We start from the raw sequence: 16,384 nt of genomic DNA on the forward strand, positions 1-16,384 counted from the left end.
GCGCCTGATGACTGAAACCTCCAAATCCGCCGGCTCGGCGACCCTCACCTACAAGGACAAGAGCGTCGAACTGCCCATCCTGTCGGGTACGACCGGTCCGGACGTCATCGATATCCGCAAGCTGTACGGCGCGACCGACGCCTTCACCTTCGACCCCGGCTTCACCTCGACCGCAGCCTGCGAAAGCGCCATTACCTATATCGACGGCGACGCCGGCGTTCTGCTGCACCGGGGCTATCCGATCGGCGAACTCGCCTCGAAGTCGAACTTCATCGAGGTCTGCCATCTGCTGCTGCACGGCGAACTGCCGACGGCCGCCCAATACGCCGCCTTCGAGGAGACGGTGACGCGGCACACCATGCTGCACGCCCAGTTCGACCAGTTCTTCCAAGGCTTCCGTCGCGACGCCCACCCGATGGCCATCATGGTCGGCGCGGTGGGCGCTCTGTCGGCCTTCTACCACGACAGCCTGGACATCCATGATCCGGTCCAGCGCAACATCTCGGCCATCCGCCTGATCGCCAAGATGCCGACGATCGCGGCCCGCGCGTACAAGTACCACATCGGCCAGCCGTTCGTTTCGCCGCGCAACGACCTCAGCTACGCCGAGAACTTCCTGCGCATGTGCTTCGCCGTGCCGGCCGAGGACTACGTCGTCGATCCGAAAATGGCCAAGGCCATGGACCGGATCTTCACCCTGCATGCCGACCACGAGCAGAACGCCTCGACCTCGACCGTCCGTCTGGCCGGGTCGTCGGGCGCAAACCCCTTCGCATGTATCGCCGCCGGCATCGCCTGCCTGTGGGGCCCGTCGCACGGCGGCGCCAACGAAGAGGCGCTGATGATGCTCAAGGAAATCGGCACGCCCGAGAAGATTCCGGAATTCATCGAGGGCGTGAAGGCCAAGAAGTACAAGCTCATGGGCTTCGGTCACCGCGTGTACAAGAACTACGATCCCCGGGCGACCGTGATGAAGGAATCGGCCGACGAGATCCTCGACCTGGTCGGGGCCGAGAACGACCCCCTGTTCCAGGTCGCCAAGGAACTGGAGCGGGTCGCCCTGTCGGACGAGTATTTCATCGAGCGCAAGCTGTTCCCGAACGTCGACTTCTATTCGGGCATCACCCTGTCTGCGATGGGCTTCCCGACCTCGATGTTCACCGTCCTGTTCGCCTTGGCCCGCACCGTGGGCTGGATCGCCCAGTGGGAAGAAATGCTGGCCGATCCGGCGCAGAAGATTGGCCGTCCGCGCCAGCTCTACACCGGCCCGACCGAACGGGCCTATGTGCCGGTCCAGTCGCGCGGCTGATATCGCTAGACAGATAAGACGCCGGGGCCCAGGCCCCGGCGTTTTTCTTTGTCCGGACACGATCGGAGGCCTGTCCGGACACGAGTTCGCTGGCGTGAAAGCGCGTCCGGCGCTCAGGTGTCGACATGACCCAGACCTCCGAACTCCCGTCCGCTGAACTCCCGGCAGCCGAGACGCCTCCGTCCGCCATGGCCGAGGCAGTCGACACGGTCCGCACCGTCGGCGTCGCCCTGCTCGCGGCCGTCGCGATCCAGACCGTGATCTTCCAGCCCTTCACCATCCCCTCGGCGTCGATGGAGCCGGGACTGGTGGTCGGCGACTATCTGGTGGTGTCCAAGGCCGCGTACGGCTGGAGCCGCGCCTCCATGCCCTTCAACCCGCCGCTGCCGTCCGGACGCCTGTTTGCGCACCTGCCGAAGCGCGGAGACGTCGTCGTCTTCCGCCGCCCCTCGAACCCGCAGGAGACCTGGATCAAGCGCGTCATCGGACTGCCGGGGGATACGGTTCAGGTCACCGACGGCGTCGTGAGCGTCAACGGCGTCTCCATTGCCCAGCGCGCGCTCGGCCCCGGTCTGGATCTGGATCAGCCCGGTCGCCCCGTAGACCAGATCGAGGAGCGCCAGGCCGACGGCCGGACCTATGTCACATTCGACGGCGGCCAAGGGCTAGAGGGAGACACCCGGCCGGCTCAGGTCGTCCCGGAAGGCCAATTGTTCGTCATGGGCGACAACCGCGACAACTCGCTGGACAGCCGCTGGGCTCCCGATATCGGCGTGGGCCTGCTGCCGGTCACCAATGTCGTGGGCAAGGCGGAGGTCGTCGTGGCCTCATGGAAACCCGGCGCGGCGCTGTGGAAACCCTGGACCTGGTTTAACCTGCGTTCGGGCAGGCTGATGCAGAAAATCCGCTAACTAGCGCGCCTCGAACTCGGCGAAGGTGACCACGCCGTCGCGGTTGGCGTCCATGTGATCGAAGGCGGCGCGCGAACCCGGCAGGGCCTGGGCGATCGACGGCGCCGCCGCCGCGCCGATGACGATCCCGGCCACGGCCAGCATCAACGCCTGCCAACCTTTCATCGCGCGACGCGGTTTGGCGGGTGTCGGCGCCTCGCGCTCGATCAGGTCCCGCACGACCTCGCTGGCCGTGAGGCCGGCCGAACGGCAACGGTCCATGAAGGCGACCTTGGCGGCATGCGGCAGCCGGATTTCCAGCGTCTCGCTTTTCTTGGGCGGGCGGGCGGTGCTCATGGGCATCAGTCTAATCCCGTTCGTCTTGCGACGCCATGACGACGCCGAGAACGGCCTCCGCCGCCAGTGCTGAGGGGTCTCCGCCGCCGCGCCCCATCAGGTCCAGCGCCGCCGTCTGACGCGCGCTCAACGCCGCCCGCGCCGCCGGGTCGTCCAGCAGCCGCCCGACCTCGGCGACCACCTTGTCGGGCGTCGCATCGTTCTGGATCAGCTCGCGGGCGATCTCCTGGTCGGCGGCGTGGTTAAAGAGGGTCGCGTATTTGCCCGTGAAGAAGGGCTTCATGATCGCATAGCTGAGCGGCGCGAACCGGTAGCCGATGACCATAGGCGCACCAGCCAGGGCCAGTTCGGTCGAGACCGTGCCGCTGGTGGCCAGGGCCACCGTGGCCGCCTTCATCGCCGCGTATTTCGCGGCCTCAGACACTACATGGGTCCGGAACGGCCAAGCCGCGACCCGGGCGGTGACGTCCTCCACGACAGTCCCCGCGACCGCCACCACGACCTCCAGTTCCGGTCGCTCGGCCTTCAGCCGCCCGATCGCCGCCTCGTAGACGGGCGTCATCAGCCGGATCTCGCTGGGACGGCTGCCGGGCATGACCAGCAGCAAGGGCGCGTCTGGTGCGATGTGGCGTGCGGCGCGGAAGGCGACCGGATCGGCCCGGCTCATGTCGACATGCAGGGCCTGTGACCCCACCACGGTCGTCGTCAGCCCTTCGCGCTCGAACCACGGCGCATCAAAGGCATAGAGGGCCAGCAGGTGATCCACGGTATTCGCCAAGGTCTTCGCCCGCCCTGGTCGGGACGCCCAGACTTGGGGTCCGACGTATTTGATCAGAGGCGTGTCTGGCAGGACCCCGCGCAGGGCCTTCGCCACCCGGATGGTGAAGCCCCAGCTGTCGATCAGAACGACCGCATCCGGCCGCTCGCGCACCGCCAGGGCCACGGTGTCGGCGACCCGAGCCTTGACTCGGCCGTAGGCGCGGAGGCCCTCCAGCCAGCCGAGGATCGACAGCTGGGCGATGTCGAACGGACTGTCGACGCCCTCGACCGCCATCTTGGGCCCGCCGACGCCGACGAAGGCCACATCCGGGCGCCGAATCCGCAGCGCCTGCGCAAGACCCGCGCCCAGCGCATCGCCGGATGCCTCGGCGGCCACCAGCATGATCTTCATGCGTCGTCTCCGGGCCGGTCCTCGCCCCAGACGAACAGGCCCAGCAGGTTCGCTCGCTCGACGATGGCCGCCCGGTCGATCAGGATCAGCCTGCCCGCCACCCCGCCGACGCCTGCCAGTCCTGCGGCCGCCGCCATCTCGACCGTGCGGGCGCCGATCACCGGCATGTCGACCCTCAGGTCCTGAATGGGCTTGGGCGCCTTACCCAGTGCTCCCTTCAGGGCATCCGGCGTCCCATGCAGATCGGCCGGCAGGCCTGCCACGCGCGCCAGCATGGCGTCAGTCCCCTCTTGGGCCTCGACCGCCAGCACAAGGCCGTCGCAGACGACCGCGCCCTGACCGATGTCAAGTTCTCCTGCCTTTTCCGCGACGTGCAGCGCCTTCCTCAGATCGACAAGCTGCGCTTCGGTTGGCGTCACCCGCCCCAGCGCCCCTGAAGTCAGGGTCTCGCCGCCTAGAATGTCGTCGGCTCCCTCGATGGCGTAACCCTCGGCCTCGAACACGGAAAGAATCCTGCGCAACAGGGCGTCGTCGCCCTTGGTCGCGGCCGCGACGATCCCCGGCAGCACCATCGCGCCTTTGAGATCGGGCTTCAGCGCCTTGAAGTCCGGCCGGCTCACATTGCCGGCGAAACAGACCGCCAAGCATCCCGCCGCCTTCAGCGCCGCCAGCACCTTACCGATCTCGGCCATGCCCGCCTCGATCCCCGGATAGCGGACCAGATGCGGGTCGGCGAAGCTGGTCAGGCGCACCACGAACAGAGGCCGCCCCTCGGCATCGCACCGCGCGGCGATGGCCAGCGGCAGATCGCCCCCGCCCGCGATCAGACCCAGCCTGCCCCGCACCGGCATCAGTCGCCTGGCAGGCAGAGCGGACGCTTCGCATCCTCGCGAATGAAGGTCACGATCTCCATGATCTCAACGAGATCGGCGTACTCGGTTTCGACTTTCTGCAGGCGGTCGGCGAACACACCCTGGCCATCGAAGAGGTCGCGATAGGCGGCCAGCAGGCGGCGCACCGCATCCTTGCCATAGCCCTTCCGCTTCAGCCCGATCAGGTTCAGCCCCTGCAGACGTGCGTGGTTGCCCCAGGCCGAGCCGTAGGGGATCACGTCGCGCGTCACGGCCGCGAGACCGCCGACGATGGCGCCCTGCCCCACGCGTCCATTCTGGTGCACGGCGCTGAGCCCGCCCAGGAAGACCTTGTCCCCGATCTTCGCATGACCTCCCAAGGTCGCGCTGTTGGCCATCACCACATTGTCGCCGACGACCGCGTCGTGGCCGACGTGGGCGCCCGTCATGAACAGGCCGTTGGAGCCGACGCGGGTGACGCCCGATCCCTGCGGCGTGCCTCGGTTGAAGGTCGCATGCTCGCGGATGGCGTTGTCCGAGCCGATTTCCAGCCAAACCGTCTCGCCCTTGTAGCCGCTGTGCTGGGGGTCGCCGCCGATGACGGCGAACGGGTGGATCACCGTCCGCGCCCCGACCGTCGTGTCCTGCTGCACCACCACATGGCTGACCAGGGTCACGCCCTCGGCCAGCACGACGCCCGGTCCGACCGTCGACCAGGGACCGATCACGACGCCGTCGCCGATCTCGGCGTCGGGGTGAACCATGGCGGTGGGGTGGATGCTCACGACGCGGGCTGATCTACAGTGACGACCATGGCCATGAACTCGGCCTCCGCCGCCAGCTTCCCGTCGATGAAGGTCTCGCCCCGGAATTTGTAGGCGTCTCCCCGCGCGCGCGTGACCATGACGTTCATGTGCAGTTGATCACCGGGCCGCGCCGGCTTCCTGAAGCGGACGCCGTCGATGGACATGAACATGATGACCTTGTCGGCCACCGCCACGTCCATGGTCTTCGACATCAACAGAGCGCCGGTCTGGGCCATGGCCTCGACGATCAGGACGCCCGGCATGACCGGATCTATCGGGAAGTGGCCCGGGAAGAAGGGTTCGTTGTGCGTGACGTTCTTGATGCCCGTGACCGACGTGCCCGGCACGAACGCTTCGGCCTTGTCCACCAGGAGGAAGGGGTAGCGGTGGGGCAGCCTGCGCATCACCTCGGCGTAGTCGATGGTCACGTTCGCTTCGGTGTCGCCTGCCTCGGTCATCCGTCCGTCTTTCCTTTTCTGGACGCCTGTTTGGACACCCAGACGGTCTCGCGCAAGAACTGACGGATCGGCTTGGCGGGATAGCCGGACCAGGTCTCGCCCGGCGGCACGTCGGCCAGAACGCCCCCGCCGGCCGCAACGCGGGAGCCAACGCCGATCTGGATGTGATCGCCGACGCCCGCCTGACCGCCGAACATGACGCCGTCGCCGACGGTCACGGACCCCGAGATGCCCGTCTGACCAGCGATGAGGACATTGCGACCAATCACACAGTTGTGGCCGATCATCACAAGATTATCGATTTTTGTGTTCTCTCCGACGACGGTGTCGTCGAAAGCGCCTCGGTCGATACAGGTGTTGGCGCCGACGGTGACGCCGTCTTGCAGGATCACGCGACCCAACTGGGGAACGTCGACCGCACCGGTCGCCCCGCCGGCCGCGCCGAACCCGGCCTCGCCCAACCGCGCGCCGGCATAGATTTTCACCCGATCGCCGATCAGGGCGAAGCGTATGGTGACGTTCGGGCCGATGTCGCAATGTCGACCGATCTGGACGCCCGGCCCGATCACGGTGTTGGCGCCAATACGGCTGCCACGCCCGATGCGCGCGCCCTGTCCCAGAACCACGCCGGGCTCGATGATCACGGTCTCGTCCTCACAGACCTCGGATGGCGCCGCGCCGATGAGGGTGACCGGACGATGCAAGGCCTGGGAAATGGCGGCCCAAGCGGCCTGGGGTGTCCGGGAGACGATCACGGCGGCGCTATCAGGCGCCGCTTCGACAAGCTCGGCGGGCACGATCACGCATCCGGCGGCGGTCGCCTTCAGCGGCTCGAGAAATTTTCGATCGCCCAGAAAGGCCACGGACCCTGCGTCGGCGGTCGACAGCGGCGCCACGCGCGTGATGCAGACCCCGGAATTGCGAACGACCTCGCCGCCCGTCAGGGCCGCGAGGTCGTCGACGCTGAGCGGGCTCAGCGTTTCGAAGAACCGGGCGTCGGGCGCCATGCCCTGCGCCGCCCTTACTGGGCCGCTTGCGCCGGAACCGGCATGCGGTTGAAGCTCAGCGTCGGCAGCGCGGTGTTCAGGCGCTGAATGACCACGTCGGTGACGTCCATGGCCGGGTTCAGGATGAAGACGCTCTCGCGGTCGATCAGGATGCCGCAGCCGCGTTCCTGATAGACGGCGACAAGAATCGGCTCCACCGCGGCCGAGATCAGGCGGCGCTGTTCCGAGAGGGTGTAGCGCAGTTCATCCTGACGGGTCTGCTCCAGGGTCTGGGCTTCCTGAATGCGGGCCTGCAGGGCCGTGCGGCGCGAACCGTCCGGGTCGGCGGTCTGACCGCCCTGCTGCAGGGCCGTGATCTCGGTCTGGATCGACGTGGCGTAAGGGGCCAGTTCGCCCTGAACTTCGGTCGCCAGCTGCTCCATACGCGTCTGGACGGCCTGACCGGCGGTCGAGGTCGCGAGCAGGCGAGCGTTGTAGTAGACGCAAACGCCCGGAATGGCCGGACCGGGGTTCTGAGGGCCCTGGGTTTGGGCAGTGGCGGTCGAGGCGATGAGCGAGGCCAGGGCGAAGGCGCCGAGAGCGAGGATTTTCATGGGTAACCTTATGGGGCCAAAGGGCCCGGGCTTAGAACTGGGTTGATGTCGAGAAGCGGAAGGTTTCGGTCCGATCGTAGTCTTCTTGTCGCAGGATTTTGCTGAAATCGAACCGGATCGGACCCATAGGCGATTTCCAGTGAACGCTGAGGCCCGCTGAGGCGCGCAAGGACAAGTCGTCGGCGATGGTGGTGTCGGGAAGGCCGTTGGTTCCGAGGGTGTAACGGTTGTCCAGGACGCCCAGAGTGCCGACATCAGCGAACAGGGAGGTCTTGATGCCGTACTGTTCGGGCAGGCCGTTGGGCAGCGTCAGCTCGACGCTGCCGACGGCGTAGAAGTTGCCGCCGAGCGCGTCGTTGGTCGAGAGATCGCGCGGCCCCATGCCGGCGTTCTCGAAGCCGCGGAAGCTGTTGCCGCCCTTGAAGAAGCGGTCGTTGATGCGAACCGCATCGCCGCTCCAGCCTGACACATAGCCGGCGGCGCCTGAGACGGTCACGATCCAGCTCGGCGTGATGCCGTAATAGACGTTGGCGTCCATTTCGGTCTTCACATAGTTCACGTCCCCGCCGAGCCCGGCGAAGTCCTGACGCAGCGACCCGGTCCAGCCGCGAGTGGCGCGGATCGGGTCGTTACGACGGTCGATCTGAAGGGTGTAGCCGACCGACGAGTTGAGCGAGGCGCCGACCTGTTCGCACAGGGCTGATGAGCCGATGCCGTTGGCGTCGCAATAGCCGAACGGCACCAGGATCTCGTCGTCCTTGATGAAGTATCGGGTCGACAGGCGGCTGTAGCCGTTCAGCGGATAGGTCAGGCGCACGCCCGCGCCTGTCGACCTGTAATCGAAAGAGGATTCTTCCTGGAAGTCGTAGCGCGAGTGGAACAAGTCGAACCCGGCGCCGATGTCGCGGCCCAGGAACCGCGGCTCGGTGAAGCGGAAGTCGATCTGCTGACGCAGGGAGCCCCACTCGACACGTGCGACCACGTTCTGGCCCCGACCTCGGAAATTCCGCTCCGAAATACCCAGGTTGACCACGAAGCTGTCGACCGAGCTGAAGCCGGCGCCGACGGAGAGTTCGCCGGTCGGCTGTTCCTCGACCGTGACGTTGACGATCGAGCGGTCGGGCGCGGCGCCGCGAGTCTCGTCGACCGTGACCTCCTTGAAGAAGCCGAGGGCGCGCAGATTGTTGCGCGACCGCTCCAGCAGGGTGCGGTTAAAGGCGTCGCCTTCGGTCACCATCAGCTCGCGCCGAATGACCGGATCGATGGTGCGGGTGTTGCCGATGACGTTGATGCGATCGACGTAGACGCGCTGGCCCTCGGACACATTGAAGGTGACGTCGATCGTGTCGGTATCGGGGTTCGGGCGGTAGGTCGGGTTGATATCGACGAAGGCGTAGCCCGCCGAGCCCGCAGCAAAGGTCAGGGCGTCGACGGAGCTCTCGATCTTGTCGCTCTCGTACAGATCGCCCGTCCGGATAGGCAGCAGCAGCTCAAGGAAGTCCGCGTTCAGACGATCGTTCTGGGTGACGACCTGGATGTCGCCGAAATTGTATTTGTCGCCCTCGTCGACCGTCAGCGTCATGGCGAAGGCGCTGTCGTCCGGCGCCAGCTCGGCCACGGCCGAGGTGATGCGGAAGTCGTAGTAGCCGCGGTTCGTATAGAATTTCCGCAACTGCTCGCGGTCGTAGTCAAGGCGGCCTGGATCGTAGTTGTCGTTCTTGGTGAACAGACGCCACCAGCGTGACTGCTTGGTCACCATGACCTCACGCAGTTCGCTATCCGAGAAGGCGTCGTTGCCCAGGAAGGTGATCGCCTGAACGCCCGTCTCGGGACCTTCGTCGATCTCGAAGATGACGTCGACGCGGTTCTGTTCGAGTTGGACCAGCTTGGGCGTCACCGTCGCGGAAATGCGGCCCGATAGGCGGTAAAGTTCGATGATCTTGCCCACGTCCTCCTGGACCCGGGCGCGCGTGTAGATGCCGCGCGGCGAGATGGTCACTTCCTCGCGCAGCTTGTCCTCGCTGACCGCGCCGTTGCCCTCGAACACGACCTGATTGATGATCGGGTTCTCGACGATGCGGACGATCAGATCGCCGTTGGGCTGAAGCCCGATCTGAACATCGGCGAACAGTTGCGTCCGCGTCAGGGTCCGGATGGCGACGTCCAGGATTACCGGGTCGATGGTGTCGCCGGGCTGGATCGGCAGATAGGACAGGACCGTGGTCTGGTCGATGCGCTGGTTGCCCTGAACCAGGATGCGGTTGACCACTCCGGTTTCCGGGCGTGGATCCGGCGTCGCCGGCGCCGCCGTCTGGACGGGATCGGTCGACGGAGCGGGCGCCGTCTGGGCCAGCGCTGGAGTCCCCGCGACGAGCGCCAGCAGGCTGGCCGTCGCCGCACAGGTCCTGCGCAGATTGCGGTCACCCGTAGTGGAAGCGGCGCGGGGGTCGTTCAGGATCATGCGGGAAACCATCGGGGGCTGGCGTTGGCTCAACTGACGAGCCCGCCGAGGAATTGGAACACGTTCGACTTCTGCAGGTCGTTCCAGGTGGCGAACAACATCAAACCCGCCAGCAAAGCAAGACCGACCCGGTATCCCGCCTCTTGAACATTGGCGGCCACGGGTTTCTTCGCCACAGCCTCATAGGCGTAGAAGACCAGATGTCCGCCGTCCAGAACCGGGATGGGCAAGAGGTTTAGAAAGCCGATTCCGATCGAAAGTATGGCGGCGAAGCTCGTCAGCGTCAGGAGCAGGTTCAGCGCCGTCGCGCCCGGATCGGGATTGGCGGCCACGGCGGCCTTGGTCAGTGCGCCCGACGCCTTGGCGATGCCCAGCGGCCCGCTCAGCTGGTCGCCGGATTCCCGGCCCGTGAAGATGCGCCCCAGATAGGTCAGGGTCGTGCCCAGGATGTCGCCCGTCTCACGCACCCCGCGACCGACGGCCTCGATGGGATTGTAGCGGACATACCGCACGTCCTGGCGGGGGCTGATCAGGGACAGGCCGATGCGGCCTACGCTGACGCGACCGGCGATGGGGTCGGTCTCGGCGCGCCGAACCGGGGTGGCGATCAGTTCGATCTCGCTTCCGGCCCGTTCCACGGTGAAGCGCAGGGCGTCGCCGCTGGACAAGCTCACCTTCCGCGTCACCTCGCCGGCGTCGCCGATCACCCGGCCGTTGATGGCCGTGATCAGGTCGCCGGTCTGAAATCCGGCGGTCGCGGCGGGCGACCCGGACGCGACATCGGCCACCTGTGCCGGGCGCAACCGGTCTCCGATGGCCGAGAACAACAGGGTGAAGATGAAGATGGCCAGGATGAAGTTGGCCACCGGTCCGGCGGCGACGATCAGCATCCGCTGCCACACGGGCTTGAAGTGGAAATAGTCGCGCTCCGCCCCCGCGCCGTCGCGGGCGACGATCTCGGACTTCAGGGCCGCCAGGCCCCGGCTATCGGGCACGCTGGACGCATCCATGTCGCCCGAGAATTTCACATAGCCGCCCAGAGGCATCCAGCCGACGCGCCATTCGATGCCGTGCTTGTCGGTGCGGCTGAACAGGGCCTTGCCGAACCCGATGGCGAACCGGTCGACCTTTACGCCGAAGGCGCGCGCGACCCAGAAATGGCCCAGCTCATGGATGGTGACGATGATCGTCAGCACCAGCAGGAACGGCACGACGTAGATCAGGGCCTGTCCCAGGAATTCCAGCATGCCGTCTCCGTTCCCACCCAGCCGAATGGCTCAGGCGGCGAGCGCCAGATCCCCGACGATCTCGACCGCCACCCGACGGGCGCGCGCGTCGAGCGCGAGCGCACCGGCGCAGGCATCGTCAAAGTCGGCGTCCGCCCCCATCTTCGTCATCCGATCCAGGGTTTCGGCGACGACTGCGGCAATATTGAGAAACGCCAGACGGCGGTCAAGGAAGGCCAGGGCGGCGACCTCGTTGGCGGCGTTGAAGATGGTCGGCGCCCCTCTGCCAGCCTCCAGCGCCTCGCGCGCCAGCCGCAGCGAGGGGAACCGCTCCGTATCGGGCGCTTCGAAGGTCAGTCGGCCCAAGGCGGCCAGATCCAGCTGCGGCGCCGGCCACGCCATTCGATCCGGCCATGCCAGGGCGCAGGCGATCGGCGTCTTCATGTCCGGCGGCCCCATCTGGGCCAGGGTCGAGCCGTCGATGAACTCGACCAGGCTGTGAATGATCGATTCCGGGTGGACGACGACGTCGATCTTCGATGCGGGCATGTCGAACAGATAGGCCGCCTCGATCATCTCCAGACCCTTGTTGGCCATGGTGGCGCTGTCGACCGAGATCTTCGCCCCCATGCTCCAGTTCGGGTGAGCGACGGCCTGCTCTGGCGTCATGGCGGCCATCTCGACCCGCGTGGCCTTGCGGAACGGCCCGCCGGAAGCCGTCAGGATTAAACGCGAGACTCGCTCGGGCGCCTCGGCTGGGAAGACCTGGAAGATGGCGGAATGTTCGGAATCGACCGGGATCAAACGCCCGCCGCTGGCCTGCACGCGCTCTATCAGGGCGCGGCCGCAGCAGACCAGACTCTCCTTGTTGGCCAGGGCCAGGGTCGCCCCGGTCGCGGCGGCGGCCCAGGCGGACTTCAGACCCGCCGCGCCCACGATCGACGCCATCACGAGGTCCACCGGGCGCGTCGCCGCCTCGACAATCGCCGCTTCCCCAGCCGCCGCCTCGACGCCCGTGCCAGCCAGCGCTGCCCGCAGAGCTTCAAGCTTGGCGGGATCGGCTGTTACCGCGATCCCCGGCCGCCAGCGCCGCGCCTGTTCGGCCAGCCGCGCAATGTTTTGACCTCCGGTCAGGGCGACGACATCGAAATCGCCCGTCCCCGCCGCCTGGGCCTGATCCATCAGGTCGAGCGTTGAGGCGCCCACAGATCCGGTCGAGCCCAGTACGGTCACACGGCGCCGGATCACGCGCCGCCGCCGAAATAGTGCCATAGGGTCCGTCCGATGGCGACGATCACGATGGCGAACATCAGCCCGTCGACGCGGTCCATGAGCCCGCCGTGGCCGGGGATCAGGTTGCCGGCGTCCTTCACCCCGAACCGTCGCTTCAGCGCGGACTCCCACAGATCGCCCGCCATGGTCGCTAGGGCAGCCGCGAAGCCGAGCAGCGCGCTCCATTGCATCGAGCGGATGCCCGCTTCCGGCAAGGCGGCCATCGCGGCGCCCGCGATGGTGCCGGCGATCAGGCCGCCGATGAAGCCCGACCAGGTCTTGTTCGGCGAATAGCGCGGCCAGAGCTTGGGTCCGCCCACAGCGCTGCCGACCATGAAGGCGACGATGTCGGACGCCCAGGCGACCACGAAGGCCAGGGTCACCCAGTAGAAGCCGACCGCGGTGTTCCCGTCCCGAAGCCAGATCAGCAACAGGGCTGGCCAGCCCAGGTACAGAACGCCATAGGCCGCATCGATGCCCGACTGGCCGCGCAGCCTGGCGAACACGCCGGCAGCCGCGCCGCCGAACACCAGCAGGACAAGGCTGAACGACAGGGCGTCGTTCGGCTGGGACAGAAGCATCGCCATCAGCGCCAGCGACACGGCGGCGGCGATCGCCTTCCAGTCCGACGGCGCGCTCATCCGCGCCCATTCGGTCGACAGCACCCCGCATGCGATCAGCAACACGGCCAGGATCCACGGGCCGCCGAACCACACCGCCAGCAAGGCGATCGGCGCCAGCACGAGGGCCGAGGCAGCGCGCAGGCCCATATCGCGCACCTTGAACGCCATCAGCCGGCCGCGAACGCCGGCTCGACCGCGATCGCTCCGAAACGCCGGTCACGCTGCTGATACTGATGGACGGCGTCGGCCAGCGCCTCAGGGCCGTAATCGGGCCAGAGGATATTCTGGTAGACCAACTCGGCATAGGCCGCCTCCCACAGGAGGAAGTTCGACAGCCGCTGCTCGCCCGAGGTCCTCACGATCAGATCGACCGGGGGTCCGCCTGCGGTCGACAACCCCAGACCCAAAGCCGCCTCATCCAGGGGTCCGGTCGCCTGACCAGCCAGCAACTGGTCCACATACGCCTGGGCCGCATCGACGATGTCCGCCCGGCCGCCGTAGTTGAACGCGACCTGGAGCAGGAAGCGGGAGTTGTGCGCCGTGGTCCGTTCCGCGCGCTCGACGATGCCGGCGATATCGGCCGGCAGGCCGTTACGACGACCCAAGACCCGTACGCGCACGCCGTTCTTCTCAAGCCGGGCCAGATCGCTGGCCACATAGGACCGGACCAGCCCCATCAGGTCGGACACCTCCTCCGCGGGACGTCGCCAGTTCTCGGTGGAGAACCCGAAAACGGTCAGGCACTCGATGCCGAAATCGGGCGCCGCCTGCACCGTCCGCTTCAACGCCTGGACACCCTCCCGATGGCCCATGGCCCGGGGCAGACCGCGAGCCTGAGCCCAGCGACCGTTGCCGTCCATGATCAGTGCGACGTGCCGAGGCCCCGCTTCGGGGGTTGGCGCGCCGCCGGTGGTGGCGGTCATTCGTAATCCGTTCTGTCGAGGGCCGAAGGAACCTCAGACCTGCATGATCTCAACTTCCTTGGTCTTCAAGGTCTCGTCGATGCGCTTGATGGCCGCGTCCGTGTCCTTCTGGACCTCGGCCTCCATCTTCTTCTGCTCGTCCTGCGAAATTTCGCCAGCCTTCTCGGCCTTCTTGAGGTCCTCGTTGGCGTCACGGCGCACGTTACGCACGGCGATCTTCTGCTGTTCGGCGTATTTGCCGGCCAGCTTGGCCAACTCCTTGCGTCGTTCCTCGGTCAGAGGCGGTACGGGGATGCGCAGGGTCTGGCCATCGACGATGGGGTTCAGGCCCAGACCGGCGGCGCGGATGGCCTTCTCGACCGGTCCGACCATGCCCTTGTCCCAGACGCTGACCGCGATCAGGCGCGGTTCGGGCACCGAGATGGCGGCCACGGCGTTCAGCGGCGACGAGGCGCCATAGGCCTGGACCTGCACGGGATCCAGAAGGCCGGCGTTCGCGCGACCGGTGCGCAGACCTTGGAATTCCTCCTTCAGGGAGGACACGGACTTGTCCATGCGGTCGCGATAGGTCTTCAGATCGGGCTTGGCCATAGGGGTCTCCTCGTTCTTCTCTCGACTCAGGCTTTGGCCGGAGCGTCACTGATGACAGTGAACGTCCCTTTGCCATTCAGCACCTTGCGCAGCGAATCTTCTTCGCGGATCGAAAAGACCACGATCGGAATCTTCGATTCACGCATCAGGGCGATGGCGGCGGCGTCCATGACCTTCAGGTTCTGGCTCAGCACGTCCTGATAGGTCAGGTGGTCGTAGCGGGTCGCGGTCTTGTCCTTCTTCGGGTCGGCGGAATAGACGCCGTCAACGGAGGTCCCCTTCAACAGGGCGTCGCAACCCATCTCGGCGGCGCGCAGAGCGGCGGCCGTGTCGGTCGTGAAATAGGGGTTGCCGGTGCCGGCGGCGAAGATCACCACCCGGCCCTTCTCCATGTGGCGCACCGCGCGACGACGGATGTAAGGCTCGGCGATGGCGGCCATCGGGATGGCGCTCTGGACCCGCGTATCCACGCCGATCTTCTCCAGCGCGTTCTGCATGGCCAGGGCGTTCATGACGGTCGCCAACATGCCCATGTAGTCCGCGCTGGCGCGCTCCATGTCCGCCGCCGCCGTCGACAGGCCTCGGAAGATGTTGCCGCCGCCGATGACCAGGCAGATTTCGGTGCCGCTCTTGGCCACCCGGCCGATGGCGGCGGCGACGGTGTCCACCGTGGCCATGTCGATGCCATAGCCCTGATCCCCCATCAGAACCTCGCCCGAGACCTTCAGCAGCACCTTCTTGTATTTCGGGGCGCTGTCAGTGGGCATGGGTGTCTCGCTTCACGGGAATCGGGCGGGCCATCATAAACGAAGGGCGCGTCCGGCTTCAAAGCCGAACGCGCCCCAATAGTCACGCAGTGTTTGCGCTTAAGCTTGCGGAGCCATCATCGAGGCGACTTCCGAAGCGAAGTCCGGACCCTCGACCTTCTCGACGCCTTCGCCCAGAGCCAGACGGACGAAGCCAGCCAGGTGCAGGCCCGGAGCGCCCAGTTCCTTGCCCGTATCGGCGACCAACTGTTCGATGGTGACGTCGGGGTTCATGACGAACGGCTGCTTGGTCAGCACCACGTCCTTCTGGAACTTGTTGATCTGGCCGTCCACGATCTTGGCGATCATGTTTTCCGGCTTGCCTTCTTCCTTGGCCTTTTCAGTCAGGACCTGACGTTCCTTCTCGACGGCGGCCGGGTCCAGATCGTCCGTGTTCAGCGACAGCGGAGCGGTCGCCGCCACGTGCATGGCGATCTTGCGGCCCAGCTCGCGCAGGGCGGTCTTGTCGCCGCCGCCGTGCAGGGCGACCAGCACGCCGATGCGGCCCAGGTTCGGAGCCACGGCGTTGTGGACGTAGGAGGCGACGACGCCTTCATCGACCGACAGGCGAGCGGCGCGACGCAGCTGCATGTTCTCGCCGATGGTCGCAATCATGTTGGTGACTTCGGCCTCGATGGTGTTGCCGTTTTCCAGCTCGGCGCCGTGCAGGGCTTCCACGGTGTGGTGTTCTAGGCCCTTCTGGGCGAAGGCCTTGGCGGCGTTCTGGAACAGCTCGTTGCGGGCGACGAAGTCCGTTTCCGAATTGAACTCGATGGCGGCGCCGACCTCACCCTTGCCGTCTTCCTTCGAAGCGACGGCCACCAGCCCTTCGGCGGCGACACGGTCGGCCTTCTTGGCGGCCTTGGACAGGCCCTTGGCGCGCAGCCAGTCGATGGCGGCGTTGATGTCGCCGTCGTTCTCTTGCAGCGCCTTTTTGCAGTCCATCATGCCCACGCCGGACTTGGCGCGGAGTTCCATAACGAGGGCGGCGGTGATCTCGGCCATTTCTGGTCTCCTGAGGTCTTGAATGCGTGAGCGGC

Annotated in this window: 17 protein-coding genes; 2 read left to right on the plus strand and 15 right to left on the minus strand. The window is 66.5% G+C overall.

Annotated elements, in window-relative coordinates; genetic code table 11:
• Window positions 1-7 precede the first annotated feature (7 nt).
• Window positions 8-1,309: a citrate synthase gene (gltA, locus tag O5O43_RS07135; RefSeq protein WP_271086208.1), complete on the plus strand. Its 1,302-nt coding sequence runs from the start codon at window positions 8-10 to the stop codon at window positions 1,307-1,309.
• Between the two features lie 125 nt (window positions 1,310-1,434).
• Window positions 1,435-2,220 carry a signal peptidase I gene (lepB, locus tag O5O43_RS07140; protein WP_271086209.1) on the plus strand — a complete coding sequence of 262 codons (786 nt, stop codon included), beginning with the start codon at window positions 1,435-1,437 and terminating at the stop codon, window positions 2,218-2,220.
• Here the strand turns inward: lepB and O5O43_RS07145 are convergent, their stop codons facing one another.
• The 15 genes from O5O43_RS07145 to tsf all read right to left on the minus strand — a co-directional run bounded on the left by O5O43_RS07145 (window position 2,221) and on the right by tsf (window position 16,349).
• A complete protein-coding gene (locus tag O5O43_RS07145) occupies window positions 2,221-2,562 on the minus strand; it encodes an EF-hand domain-containing protein (protein WP_271086210.1) in 342 nt (113 codons plus the stop codon).
• Between the two features lie 4 nt (window positions 2,563-2,566).
• Window positions 2,567-3,727, minus strand: a complete 1,161-nt coding sequence (gene lpxB, locus O5O43_RS07150; RefSeq protein WP_271086211.1) for a lipid-A-disaccharide synthase — start codon at window positions 3,725-3,727, stop codon at window positions 2,567-2,569.
• Window positions 3,724-4,578 carry a UDP-2,3-diacylglucosamine diphosphatase LpxI gene (gene lpxI, locus O5O43_RS07155; RefSeq protein ID WP_271086212.1) on the minus strand — a complete coding sequence of 285 codons (855 nt, stop codon included), beginning with the start codon at window positions 4,576-4,578 and terminating at the stop codon, window positions 3,724-3,726. The genes lpxB and lpxI overlap by 4 nt, the downstream gene beginning before the upstream one ends.
• Window positions 4,578-5,363, minus strand: coding sequence for an acyl-ACP--UDP-N-acetylglucosamine O-acyltransferase (gene lpxA, locus O5O43_RS07160; protein WP_271086213.1), 786 nt, complete (start codon window positions 5,361-5,363; stop codon window positions 4,578-4,580). Before lpxA ends, lpxI begins: the two co-directional genes overlap by 1 nt.
• Window positions 5,360-5,842: a 3-hydroxyacyl-ACP dehydratase FabZ gene (fabZ, locus tag O5O43_RS07165; protein ID WP_271086214.1), complete on the minus strand. Its 483-nt coding sequence runs from the start codon at window positions 5,840-5,842 to the stop codon at window positions 5,360-5,362. The genes lpxA and fabZ overlap by 4 nt, the downstream gene beginning before the upstream one ends.
• Window positions 5,839-6,849, minus strand: a complete 1,011-nt coding sequence (lpxD, locus tag O5O43_RS07170; protein WP_271086215.1) for a UDP-3-O-(3-hydroxymyristoyl)glucosamine N-acyltransferase — start codon at window positions 6,847-6,849, stop codon at window positions 5,839-5,841. The genes fabZ and lpxD overlap by 4 nt, the downstream gene beginning before the upstream one ends.
• Window positions 6,850-6,863: 14 nt before the next feature.
• On the minus strand, window positions 6,864-7,442 hold the full coding sequence (locus O5O43_RS07175; RefSeq protein ID WP_271086216.1) for an OmpH family outer membrane protein: 579 nt from the start codon (window positions 7,440-7,442) through the stop codon (window positions 6,864-6,866).
• Between the two features lie 31 nt (window positions 7,443-7,473).
• On the minus strand, window positions 7,474-9,903 hold the full coding sequence (gene bamA, locus O5O43_RS07180; RefSeq protein ID WP_271086217.1) for an outer membrane protein assembly factor BamA: 2,430 nt from the start codon (window positions 9,901-9,903) through the stop codon (window positions 7,474-7,476).
• A gap of 29 nt (window positions 9,904-9,932) precedes the next feature.
• Window positions 9,933-11,150 carry a M50 family metallopeptidase gene (locus O5O43_RS07185; protein ID WP_271086218.1) on the minus strand — a complete coding sequence of 406 codons (1,218 nt, stop codon included), beginning with the start codon at window positions 11,148-11,150 and terminating at the stop codon, window positions 9,933-9,935.
• 30 nt (window positions 11,151-11,180) lie between these two features.
• Window positions 11,181-12,401 (minus strand): 1-deoxy-D-xylulose-5-phosphate reductoisomerase, encoded by a 1,221-nt coding sequence (gene dxr, locus O5O43_RS07190; RefSeq protein WP_271086219.1) that lies wholly within the window; start codon window positions 12,399-12,401, stop codon window positions 11,181-11,183.
• On the minus strand, window positions 12,374-13,171 hold the full coding sequence (locus tag O5O43_RS07195; RefSeq protein ID WP_271086220.1) for a phosphatidate cytidylyltransferase: 798 nt from the start codon (window positions 13,169-13,171) through the stop codon (window positions 12,374-12,376). The genes dxr and O5O43_RS07195 overlap by 28 nt, the downstream gene beginning before the upstream one ends.
• Before the next feature lie 20 nt (window positions 13,172-13,191).
• A complete protein-coding gene (uppS, locus tag O5O43_RS07200) occupies window positions 13,192-13,947 on the minus strand; it encodes a polyprenyl diphosphate synthase (protein WP_271086221.1) in 756 nt (251 codons plus the stop codon).
• A 33-nt stretch (window positions 13,948-13,980) separates the two neighbouring features.
• On the minus strand, window positions 13,981-14,538 hold the full coding sequence (gene frr, locus O5O43_RS07205) for a ribosome recycling factor (RefSeq protein WP_271086222.1): 558 nt from the start codon (window positions 14,536-14,538) through the stop codon (window positions 13,981-13,983).
• Window positions 14,539-14,564: 26 nt separating this feature from the next.
• Window positions 14,565-15,305 carry a UMP kinase gene (gene pyrH / locus O5O43_RS07210; RefSeq protein ID WP_271086223.1) on the minus strand — a complete coding sequence of 247 codons (741 nt, stop codon included), beginning with the start codon at window positions 15,303-15,305 and terminating at the stop codon, window positions 14,565-14,567.
• Between the two features lie 99 nt (window positions 15,306-15,404).
• Window positions 15,405-16,349 carry a translation elongation factor Ts gene (gene tsf / locus O5O43_RS07215; RefSeq protein ID WP_271086224.1) on the minus strand — a complete coding sequence of 315 codons (945 nt, stop codon included), beginning with the start codon at window positions 16,347-16,349 and terminating at the stop codon, window positions 15,405-15,407.
• Window positions 16,350-16,384 lie beyond the last annotated feature (35 nt).

Origin of the sequence: Brevundimonas sp. NIBR11, from assembly GCF_027912535.1 — a bacterium.
GTDB lineage: Bacteria > Pseudomonadota > Alphaproteobacteria > Caulobacterales > Caulobacteraceae > Brevundimonas.

Bases quoted from the DNA above. Each gene is read 5' to 3' on its own strand.
- gltA (WP_271086208.1), top strand. From the start codon at position 8: ATGACTGAAACCTCCAAATCCGCCGGCTCGGCGACCCTCACCTACAAG.
- lepB (WP_271086209.1), top strand. From the start codon at position 1,435: ATGACCCAGACCTCCGAACTCCCGTCCGCTGAACTCCCGGCAGCCGAG.
- O5O43_RS07145 (WP_271086210.1), bottom strand. From the start codon at position 2,562: ATGCCCATGAGCACCGCCCGCCCGCCCAAGAAAAGCGAGACGCTGGAA.
- lpxB (WP_271086211.1), bottom strand. From the start codon at position 3,727: ATGAAGATCATGCTGGTGGCCGCCGAGGCATCCGGCGATGCGCTGGGC.
- lpxI (WP_271086212.1), bottom strand. From the start codon at position 4,578: ATGCCGGTGCGGGGCAGGCTGGGTCTGATCGCGGGCGGGGGCGATCTG.
- fabZ (WP_271086214.1), bottom strand. From the start codon at position 5,842: ATGACCGAGGCAGGCGACACCGAAGCGAACGTGACCATCGACTACGCC.
- lpxD (WP_271086215.1), bottom strand. From the start codon at position 6,849: ATGGCGCCCGACGCCCGGTTCTTCGAAACGCTGAGCCCGCTCAGCGTC.
- O5O43_RS07175 (WP_271086216.1), bottom strand. From the start codon at position 7,442: ATGAAAATCCTCGCTCTCGGCGCCTTCGCCCTGGCCTCGCTCATCGCC.
- bamA (WP_271086217.1), bottom strand. From the start codon at position 9,903: ATGATCCTGAACGACCCCCGCGCCGCTTCCACTACGGGTGACCGCAAT.
- O5O43_RS07185 (WP_271086218.1), bottom strand. From the start codon at position 11,150: ATGCTGGAATTCCTGGGACAGGCCCTGATCTACGTCGTGCCGTTCCTG.
- dxr (WP_271086219.1), bottom strand. From the start codon at position 12,401: ATGGCACTATTTCGGCGGCGGCGCGTGATCCGGCGCCGTGTGACCGTA.
- O5O43_RS07195 (WP_271086220.1), bottom strand. From the start codon at position 13,171: ATGGGCCTGCGCGCTGCCTCGGCCCTCGTGCTGGCGCCGATCGCCTTG.
- uppS (WP_271086221.1), bottom strand. From the start codon at position 13,947: ATGACCGCCACCACCGGCGGCGCGCCAACCCCCGAAGCGGGGCCTCGG.
- frr (WP_271086222.1), bottom strand. From the start codon at position 14,538: ATGGCCAAGCCCGATCTGAAGACCTATCGCGACCGCATGGACAAGTCC.
- pyrH (WP_271086223.1), bottom strand. From the start codon at position 15,305: ATGCCCACTGACAGCGCCCCGAAATACAAGAAGGTGCTGCTGAAGGTC.
- tsf (WP_271086224.1), bottom strand. From the start codon at position 16,349: ATGGCCGAGATCACCGCCGCCCTCGTTATGGAACTCCGCGCCAAGTCC.